Origin of the sequence: Streptacidiphilus neutrinimicus (assembly GCF_000787815.1) — a bacterium.
Lineage (GTDB): Bacteria > Actinomycetota > Actinomycetes > Streptomycetales > Streptomycetaceae > Streptacidiphilus > Streptacidiphilus neutrinimicus.
This window is the reverse complement of sequence record NZ_BBPO01000086.1, coordinates 1-8,284: the sequence shown is the minus strand read 5'-3', so window position 1 is coordinate 8,284 and position 8,284 is coordinate 1. Positions and strand designations below refer to the sequence as shown.

The following is an 8,284-nucleotide window of genomic DNA, read 5'->3' as shown; positions in this document are numbered from 1 at the left end:
GGGGCGACCCCCGCCGGTCGGCACCACCACGGCCCCTCGTTCGCCGGCGGCGTCTGGGGCGGCTATGTCGCCCAGGGCGGCGACTTCCGCAGCATCAGCGGTTCCTGGACCATGCCGCAGGTCACCTGCGACAGTGGTAACGACCTGTTCGCCCCCTGGGTCGGCATCGACGGCTACGGCTCGCAGACCGTCGAGCAGACCGGCGTCCAGGTCGACTGCTCCAGCGGCGCGCCGGTGCTCTCCGCCTGGTACGAGATGTACCCGGCCGACCCGGTCTACTGGAACGACCCGGTCTCCGTCGGCGACTCCCTGACCGGCTCGGTCACCACCGACGGCTCCGGCGCCTACACGCTCACCCTCACGGACAACACGGCCGGGTGGACCGAACAGACCCAGCAGCGGCTCGACGCGCAGGACGTCAGCGCGGAGGCGGTCATCGAGTCGCCCAGCGGGAGCTACCCGTCCTTCGACCAGCTCGACTTCAGCGGCGTCACCGTCAACGGCCAGAGCTTCGACGCGTTCTCGCCGCAGGCCATCGACAGCGGGCAGTACACCGAGACGCCGCTGAACGGCGGCTCCTTCTCCCTCGTCCCGGCCTCGGGCGCCGCCGCGGCCTCCGGGCACCCCGCCGGGACGCGCCCCGGCACGGTGCGCTACTGACGGACGGCGCCGACCGGGGTGCCGACGGGGCTGCCGACGTGCGGACCGCTGCTCAGGCGTCCCACTGGCAGCTGTGCCAGACCTCGCCCTCCGCCGGCTGTCCGGAGTGTGCGTGGAGGGCGGCGGCGAGATCCGGGTGGGTGGTGAGGCCCTCGGGCGGCGGCAGGGCGGGGTCGCCGGGGCCGGCGACGAGCTCCAGGCGCCGGCCGTCCTCGGCGAGGCGCCTCGCCGCCTCCGCGACGGCGTCCCGCCCACCCGCGGACCAGCCCTTGAGTCGCGACAGGTCGAGCAGCAGCGGCCCCTGCCCGCGCGCCAGGGCCCAGCCCACGGCCCCGCTGAAGCGGGTGACGGCGTCGTCCCCCAGGTACCCCGTGACCTGGAGCACGTCCGCGGCCGGTCGGGTGGTGAGGTGCCACTGGATCGTCATCGACGGCTCCTTCTGACGGCGTGGGACGGGCGTGGGGCGGAACGTGGGGCGGGGGTGCGGGGCACGCGGCGTTCAGTGGCGGTGCGAACCGGCGTAGAAGAGGAGCATCACAAACGCGGCGAAAACGTGGAAGCCGATGACGTAGATGAACGCACGGATCCATACCCCCTTGTTCGATTTGCGGCCGCTCCCCTCCGTGCCGTCCTCCCGCGGCGCGGGGACGGCTGCGGGACCCGACACGGCCTCGGCGGACCTCCGGAGGCTCTCCTCGGCCACGGCGCTCACCGTCCCCGGGACAGCGCGCCGACGGACGGGGTCGCGCGCAGCTCGTCGAGCAGCCCCTGCTGGCCGGCGATCAGCTCGGTAAGGATCCGCCGCGCGGCGCCCAGCAGCTCGGCGACGTCCGGCCCGGCGAGGGAGTACACCACGGTGTCCGCCTCCCGCACCGACGTCACGATCCCGGACCGCCGCAGCACGGCCAGCTGCTGCGACAGGTTCGACCGCTCGACCTCGATGTTCGCGAGCAGCTCGCGCACCGGCATCGGGCCGTCCTGCAGCAGCTCCAGCACCCGGATCCGCACGGGATGCCCGAGCATCCGGAAGAACTCCGCCTTCGCCTGGTACAGCGGAACCGGCACCGCCCCGCACTCCTCCCTGCGCACACGCGCACTCACCCGACGCCTGACCGCCGGGCATGGACGGAAGCATCGCAGTAATTGAAGAAATCTTCAATTCGGCAACCTGTGCCGCCGAGCCGGTGGTCCGCTGAACCGATAGGGCGAACGGTTGCCTTTCGGTGCCACGGGCGGTCAGCTGCGGGGGATGCTTCGCGTCGGTGACAACCCGTCGGAAGGATCTCCATGTCGGAGCGCGTTTTCGCAAGGCTGGCCCGGACCGCGACCGTCTCGGCCCTCGCACTGGCGACCAGCCTCGGTGCGAGCGGAGTGGCCGGGGCCGCCTCGCCTGAGGACCACCCCATCGAGGTCGGCATCGGGGCCTCGGGCATCCAGGCGCCGGACACGGCCAAGGGCGGCCTGGTCAGCTTCCGGGTCAAGACGGACGACGCGAACGGCCGCCGGCTCCAGGTGCTGCGCCCGCACGGCGGCGTGACGCCCGAGCAGGTCTACCGGGACCTCGCCAAGGCCGTCAGCTCTCGCCCGCGCACCGCGGCCGAGGGGATTCGGGCCGTGAACCGGGAGGCGGACCTGTTGGGCGGAGCGCTTGTCACCTCACAGGTGCACGAGCAGATCACCGAGGAGATCACGCCCGGCCCGGTCTACCTGCTCGACCTCACCGCACTGCGCAACGACCCGGCCCACCCCGTCGCCAAACTGCTGACCCTGGCGGGCACCAACGGCCCGAGCGTCAACCAGGCCCGCTTCGACGACGGCATCGTGATCGAGCACGGCCTGCGCTTCCAGACCGAGGACGTCGACCACGCGCACCTGGCCTACCTGGTGCACGACCAGTCCGACCAGATCCACGAGATGGAGCTGCGGCCGATCGGCGCGGACACCACCGAGGACCAGATCGCGCGGTACCTGCGGAACCGGCAGCTCGGCCGCCCGGCCCGGTCGCCGTTCACCGGGCCGGCCACCGGGCTCGGCGCGCTGTCCGCCGACCACACGGCCTCGGTGCAGGCGCACGGCCTGCAGCCCGGGCGCTACGTGCTGCTCTGCGAGGTCCCCGACGAGCGCAACGGCATCCCGCACGCGGTGCTGGGGATGCACAAGATCGTCACCCTGAAGTGACCTGACCGAAGGCGCGGAGGGCCGGGCGCGCGGTCGACCGCCCGAGGCTCGTCGAAGCGAGGGCAGGAGACGAGGCTCAGGTGGCCGACGGGGCGGCGGCCCACGCGGTGGCGGAGGGGAGGGAGGAGAGGGGGAAGACCTTCGTCTCGCCCGGGATCATCCAGCCGAAGAGGTTGGTGAGGTTGCCGATCCAGGCGATGTCGGTGACGACGGCGATGCGTTTCCAGCCGCGCAGGTGCTCCAGGCCGAGCTTGACGTCGTCCTTCAGGGCGTCGGCGGTCATGCCGTGGAACTCCTCGATGACCAGGACGCAGCGGATCGGTCCCGCCTCGGCGGCCGAGGCCAGGGCGGGGGAGAGGACCTGCTCGTAGTCCTCGCCGGAGAGGCGGCTGTGGATCTTGAACCCGATGACGCCCTCCGGCAGGTTCTCCAGCTTCTCGATCACGGCGTACTCCGATCCGACGAGGTGGCTCCGCAGGCAGCACGGGACATCCTCCACGCCGAGCGACTGCGCGGGCGGCGGAGGGAGGGCGTGTCCGTCGAGGTGCGGCCACACAGGTCAACGCGGCTACACGATCGGGGGAGGCGGCGTGGCGCGACGGTGTGGCTTCCGGGGCGGTCCGGGCCGCGACCTACTGTGCGAAATCCAGGGTATGACGGGACGTCAGCCCGGAGCGCGGGAGAGCGGGAGAGGGAGGGGTGCGCGTGCGGTTCGGTCGCGTTGCCGTGTCCGGAGCGGTGGCGGTCGCGGTCGTGATGGCGGGAGCGGGAGCTCCCGCGCACGGCACGCCGCAGGGGTGGGCCGGGGCGGGGCGGCAGGTCGCCCTGGAGGAGGGGGCGGACCCGACGGCGGACGTGGATCCGTTCGTGGGCACCGGCGAGGGCGGGCGGTGGGTCGGGCGGATCGACACGTTCCCCGGCGCCTCCGCGCCGTTCGGGATGGTGCAGTGGAGCCCCGACACGCCGTCCCGGCCGGACGGCGGCGGCTACGCGTACGGGGACCGGCAGATCACGGGTTTCAGCCTCACGCATCTGTCCGGCCCGGGGTGCCCCGCCGCCGGGGACGTGCCCGTGCTGCCGCTGCCGGGCCTCGCGCCGGAGACGCCGCAGTCGGCGCGGGTGCCACTGGACCACCGGCAGGAGACCGCGCGGCCCGGCTACTACGCCGTCACCGCCGACGGGGTGCGCACCGAACTGAGCGTCACCACGCGGACCGGCATGGCGCAGTTCACCTACCCCCGGCGCGCGTCCGTGGCGCTGCTGGTCAACGTCGCCGGAGGGGCGACCGCCAGCACCCGCGCGACGGTCAGGGTCGTCAACGAGCGCGAACTCGCCGGGCAGGTGACCTCCGGTCACTTCTGCAGCACGCCGCACGCCTCCACGCTGCACTTCGTGCTCCGCTTCGACCGGCCGTTCCGGTCCGCCCGGTGGCGGGCCTCGTCGCACGGCCCGGTGCCGGGCACGACGCTCACCTTCGACACGCGAGGCGAGCCGCGCGTGCGGATGCAGGCCGGCGTCTCCTGGGTCGGCGAGGACGGCGCACGGGCCAACCTGGACGCCGAGGCCGACAGCTGGAACGTCGGGACCGTCGCGGACCGGGCGCGCGCGACCTGGCGCGACGCGCTCGACGCGATCGACGTCGGGGGCGGGACGCGCGCGCAGCGGACCGTCTTCTACACCGCGCTCTACCACTCCCTGCTCCACCCGGACACCTTCAGCGACGTGGACGGCCGCTACTCCGGCTTCGACGGGCGGATCCACCGCGTCGCACCCGGCCACGTGCAGTACGCGAACATCTCCGGCTGGGACGTGTACCGCTGCCAGGTCCCGCTGCTCGCACTGCTCTTCCCCGGACGGGCCGACGACCTTGCCGCCTCCCTGCTCGCCGACGCGGACCAGGGCGGCTGGCTGCCCAAGTGGCCCTACGCCGACGGCTACACGGGCGTGATGAACGGCGACCCGGCCGACTCGATGATCGCCGAGATCGGCGCCCTCGGCGACCGTGGCTTCGACGTGCGCCACGCGCTGCGGTTGATGGTCCACGGGGCGGAGGACCTCGGCGGTCACCGCGGCCAGGGCTGGTACACGGAGCGGCCCGGCGAGGACCAGTACCTGAAGCTGGGCTACGTGCCCAACGACCGTCAGGACTCCACCTCCCACGTGCACAACGGCGCGTCCACCACCTTGGAGTACGCCGTCGCCGACTTCGCCGTCTCCCGGCTGGCCGCCGCCCTCGGCGACGGCGACACGGCGGCCAGGTTCCGCGACCGCGCCCGCAACTGGCGCAGGCTCTACGATCCGGACACCGGCTACCTGCGCCCGCGCGACCCCGCCGGGGCGTTCCCGCCGGGGCCGGCGCTCGGGGACCTGCGCGACGGGCAGGCGCAGGACGGCTTCCAGGAGGGCAACGCCGCCCAGTACCTGTGGATGGTGCCGCAGGACCTCCCGGCCCTGGTCCGGCTGCTCGGCGGTCCGGGCTCGACCAGCGACCGGCTCGACCGGTACTTCCGCGAGCTGAACGCGGGCCCGGGCCGCCCGTACCACTGGCAGGGCAACGAGCCCGGGATCGGCACCCCCTGGCTCTACGACAGCACCGGCCGCCCCGCCCGCACCCAGAGCGTCGTGCGCGCCATCATGGACCAGCTCTACGCGGACAGCCCCGACGGCGAGCCCGGCAACGACGACCTCGGCGCGCTCAGCTCCTGGTACGTGTGGGCCGCGCTCGGCCTCTACCCGGAGACCCCGGGCACCACGACGCTCGTGCTGTCGACGCCGCTCTTCCCGCGCGCCGTCGTCCACCGGCCCGGTCGCGGCGACCTGACCATCACCACGCGCGGCTCCGGTGACCACATCGCCGGGCTGACCAGCGACGGCCGCGACAGTCGGCGCACCTGGGCCGACGCCCTCACGACCGGCAGCCTCGACTTCGCCCTCACCGGCGAGACTTCTCCGTCCTGGGGCACCGGCCCGTCCGACGGGCCGCCGGAGTACCCCTGACCGGCCCCTTCCTCAGGCGTGCTGCCAGGGAAAGGGGGCGAGGTCGGGCTCGACCCAGGCGGTGCGGGCGGCGGCCGTCGGCGGCCGGAAGGGAGGAAGTGGTCGGGGCGGGCGCGGGGGCGTCACTCGTCACGAGCCCTGATCCTGCGCCGTTCGCAGGGGCGGGACAACCGGATCACCCGCCGGGCAGGCTGGCCAAGGCCGGGCTCGCGCCGGATAGCCTGCGGGTATGACCGGTACGACGCATTCCGACAGCACCGACACGGCCGCCGCCGTCGCGGCGGGCCTCGCCGCCGCGCGGGCGTTCTTCGACGCCGACTCGGCATCGGCCGCCCTCGGCATCCACCTGGAGGAGGTCGGGCCGGGCCGTGCGGTGCTGCGCATGAAGGTCACCCCGGCCATGGTCAACGGCCACCGCATCGGGCACGGCGGCTACGTCTTCCTGCTCGCCGACAGCGCCTTCGCGTGCGCGTGCAACACCCACGGCCCCGTCACGGTGGCCGCGGGCGCCGACATCGTCTTCGTCGCGCAGGTCCGGGAGGGCGACGAACTCGTCGCGACGGCCGAGGAGCGCACCCGCTACGGCCGCAGCGGCGTCTACGACGTGACCGTGCGCCGCGGCGAGGAGGTCGTCGCCGAGTTCCGCGGCCGCAGCCGGAGTCTCAGGTCCTGAGCCCCGGGCGGCGGCCGGCTCCGGCGACGCGGAGGCGGGCGACGGTTCAGCCCGCCGAGGGGGACAGGTCCGGCAGTGCGGCGGGGTCGATGGCGCCGGTGCGCTCACGCTGCGGAAACACCCCGACGGGCACGCGGGCGAGCTCCTTGCCGGTCGCGTAGTCGATCACCGAGACGGCGCCGGCCTTGCTGAGTGAGACGAAGCAGAGCGAACCGTCCGCGCTGCTGGTCGCCCAGTACGGGAGGCTCCCGGTCGGGTAGGTGACCGTGCCGACGGTCGAGCCGTCGGCGGCGTCGAGGATCGCGGCGTAGTCGTCGATCGTGCCCGCGTCGCACACGCGCGAGTCGTCGCCGGAGAGCGCGAGACCGTGGTGCGCGGAGTTCTGCGGGTAGCTGTCGGGGCTGAGCGCCGCGCCCGCCGCGCTGTAGGGCATGGGGAACGTCCGCACCTGGCGGCCGGTGGCGAGGTCGAACTGGGCGAAGCCGTTCAGGTAGGACAGGTCGGTGAACATCGTGCGTCCGTCCGGCTCGATGACGTTGGGCCGGATCCCGTGCGGGAACAGCCAGGTCTGCACGACCTGCAGGGTGCGCGCGTCGACCTTGGTGAGCTGGAACGTCCCCTTGGCCCACTCCAACGACTGCGGCAGCGAGGTGACGCCGATGCTGGAGTTGTAGATGTACCGCCCGTCGGCGGAGTAGTCGTTCTGGTGCGGATAGGTGCCGGTCGGGAACGAGCCGACGACGCTGCCGTCGGCGGTGTCGAGCACCTCCGCCTTCTGCGCGGTGGTCGCCGAGACGACGTACCGGGCGCCGTCGGGGGAGAGCGCGGCGTGGTCGGCCTTGAAGCCGTCCAGGCGAGTCCGCCACAGCTGCCTGCCGGTCGCGATGTCGTAGGCGGCCACGTCGTCCAGGTTGCCGCGCGAGACGTACAGGGTGCGGCCGTCGGGCGACAGTTGCGCGTCGTCCACCCAGCGGTTGCCGCCCTCGACGGAGGTGACCGTCTGGAAGCCGGCCCACTGGATCGGGTCCATCTGCGCGATGACCTGCTGGGCGTCGGCGGTCACGTTCAGCGAGCCCAGATTGGCGAAGGTGTGGGCGTCGATGAAGCTGACCGTCCCGGCCTGACTGTTCCCCACCACGATCACGTCCCGCAACCCGCTTGCCGGGCTGACGGCTTGGGCCGCCTGCGCGGCCCCGACCGGCGGCCCGGCCAGCCCCGCGCCGAGCAACAGCGCGCCGCTCACCGCCACGACGGCGCTGCGTAAGGTGCCGATCGCCCGCATGGATGCCTCCCGGCGTCTTTGGAGTGCTCACCTCAAGCCTTGTTGGCTACTCGACGGTAAGGAGTCCGGGCGCAGGAGCCAAGAGGCGTGCGGGGGAAATCCCGCGCCGGCAGGGAAAGGTGGCGGGCCGTCGGCGGAGCGCAGGCGCGCCGGTATGCGCGCCGCTCGCGGCGGACCCGGCGCAGGGCCGGTCCGGCGGACCGCGTCGGTCATCGGGGAAGGAGTCCGTCGCGAGCGGTCGGCGGGGGCAGGGGCGCGCGACACCGTTCGTGGACGAGCCTCTGGTGGTCGAAGGGCCGTCGAAGGGTCACAGCGGCCGGGTCCGTGCGCCCGTGCGACGATGGAGGAACGGCCGACGAAGGTGGCCTGGGATGTCCGAAGTACTGGGGCGCCGGGGGCCGGACGACGACGCGCGGACGCCGCGGGCGGACGCTGCCGAAGGGGCGCCCGGCCGGGCCCGGCGCGCCGGGCGGCGGGTGCGGGCGGTCCCGCAG

At 73.5% G+C, this 8,284-nt stretch carries 9 protein-coding genes; 4 read left to right on the top strand and 5 right to left on the bottom strand.

Annotated features, from left to right (window positions below; all coding sequences use genetic code 11):
• On the top strand, positions 1–660 hold a 660-nt coding region (locus TR48_RS33260; protein WP_052443261.1), incomplete at its 5' end, for a G1 family glutamic endopeptidase.
• 52 nt (positions 661–712) lie between these two features.
• On the opposite strand, the gene TR48_RS33255 is transcribed toward TR48_RS33260, so the two are convergent.
• From TR48_RS33255 to TR48_RS33245, 3 genes are all read right to left on the bottom strand, one after another.
• Positions 713–1,087 (bottom strand): STAS domain-containing protein, encoded by a 375-nt coding sequence (locus tag TR48_RS33255; protein WP_042374166.1) that lies wholly within the window; start codon positions 1,085–1,087, stop codon positions 713–715.
• Positions 1,088–1,159: 72 nt separating this feature from the next.
• Positions 1,160–1,363 carry a DUF6126 family protein gene (locus tag TR48_RS44575; protein WP_042374165.1) on the bottom strand — a complete coding sequence of 68 codons (204 nt, stop codon included), beginning with the start codon at positions 1,361–1,363 and terminating at the stop codon, positions 1,160–1,162.
• A 5-nt stretch (positions 1,364–1,368) separates the two neighbouring features.
• Positions 1,369–1,725: an ArsR/SmtB family transcription factor gene (locus TR48_RS33245; RefSeq protein ID WP_042374164.1), complete on the bottom strand. Its 357-nt coding sequence runs from the start codon at positions 1,723–1,725 to the stop codon at positions 1,369–1,371.
• A 222-nt stretch (positions 1,726–1,947) separates the two neighbouring features.
• On the opposite strand from TR48_RS33245, the gene TR48_RS33240 reads away from it, so the two are divergent.
• Positions 1,948–2,838, top strand: a complete 891-nt coding sequence (locus TR48_RS33240; RefSeq protein ID WP_042374163.1) for a hypothetical protein — start codon at positions 1,948–1,950, stop codon at positions 2,836–2,838.
• Between the two features lie 76 nt (positions 2,839–2,914).
• On the opposite strand, the gene TR48_RS33235 is transcribed toward TR48_RS33240, so the two are convergent.
• Positions 2,915–3,283, bottom strand: a complete 369-nt coding sequence (locus TR48_RS33235) for a SpoIIAA family protein (RefSeq protein ID WP_042374189.1) — start codon at positions 3,281–3,283, stop codon at positions 2,915–2,917.
• A gap of 260 nt (positions 3,284–3,543) precedes the next feature.
• Between TR48_RS33235 and TR48_RS33230 the strand changes: the two genes are divergently transcribed.
• Both TR48_RS33230 and paaI read left to right on the top strand, forming a co-directional pair.
• Complete coding sequence (locus TR48_RS33230) at positions 3,544–5,835, top strand: GH92 family glycosyl hydrolase (protein ID WP_152628320.1); 2,292 nt, start codon at positions 3,544–3,546, stop codon at positions 5,833–5,835.
• Between the two features lie 340 nt (positions 5,836–6,175).
• A complete protein-coding gene (gene paaI, locus TR48_RS33225; protein WP_042374186.1) occupies positions 6,176–6,508 on the top strand; it encodes a hydroxyphenylacetyl-CoA thioesterase PaaI in 333 nt (110 codons plus the stop codon).
• A 46-nt stretch (positions 6,509–6,554) separates the two neighbouring features.
• On the opposite strand, the gene TR48_RS33220 is transcribed toward paaI, so the two are convergent.
• Entirely contained in the window at positions 6,555–7,790 is a 1,236-nt protein-coding gene (locus tag TR48_RS33220; RefSeq protein WP_042374162.1) for a YncE family protein, read from the bottom strand.
• Positions 7,791–8,284: the final 494 nt, after the last annotated feature.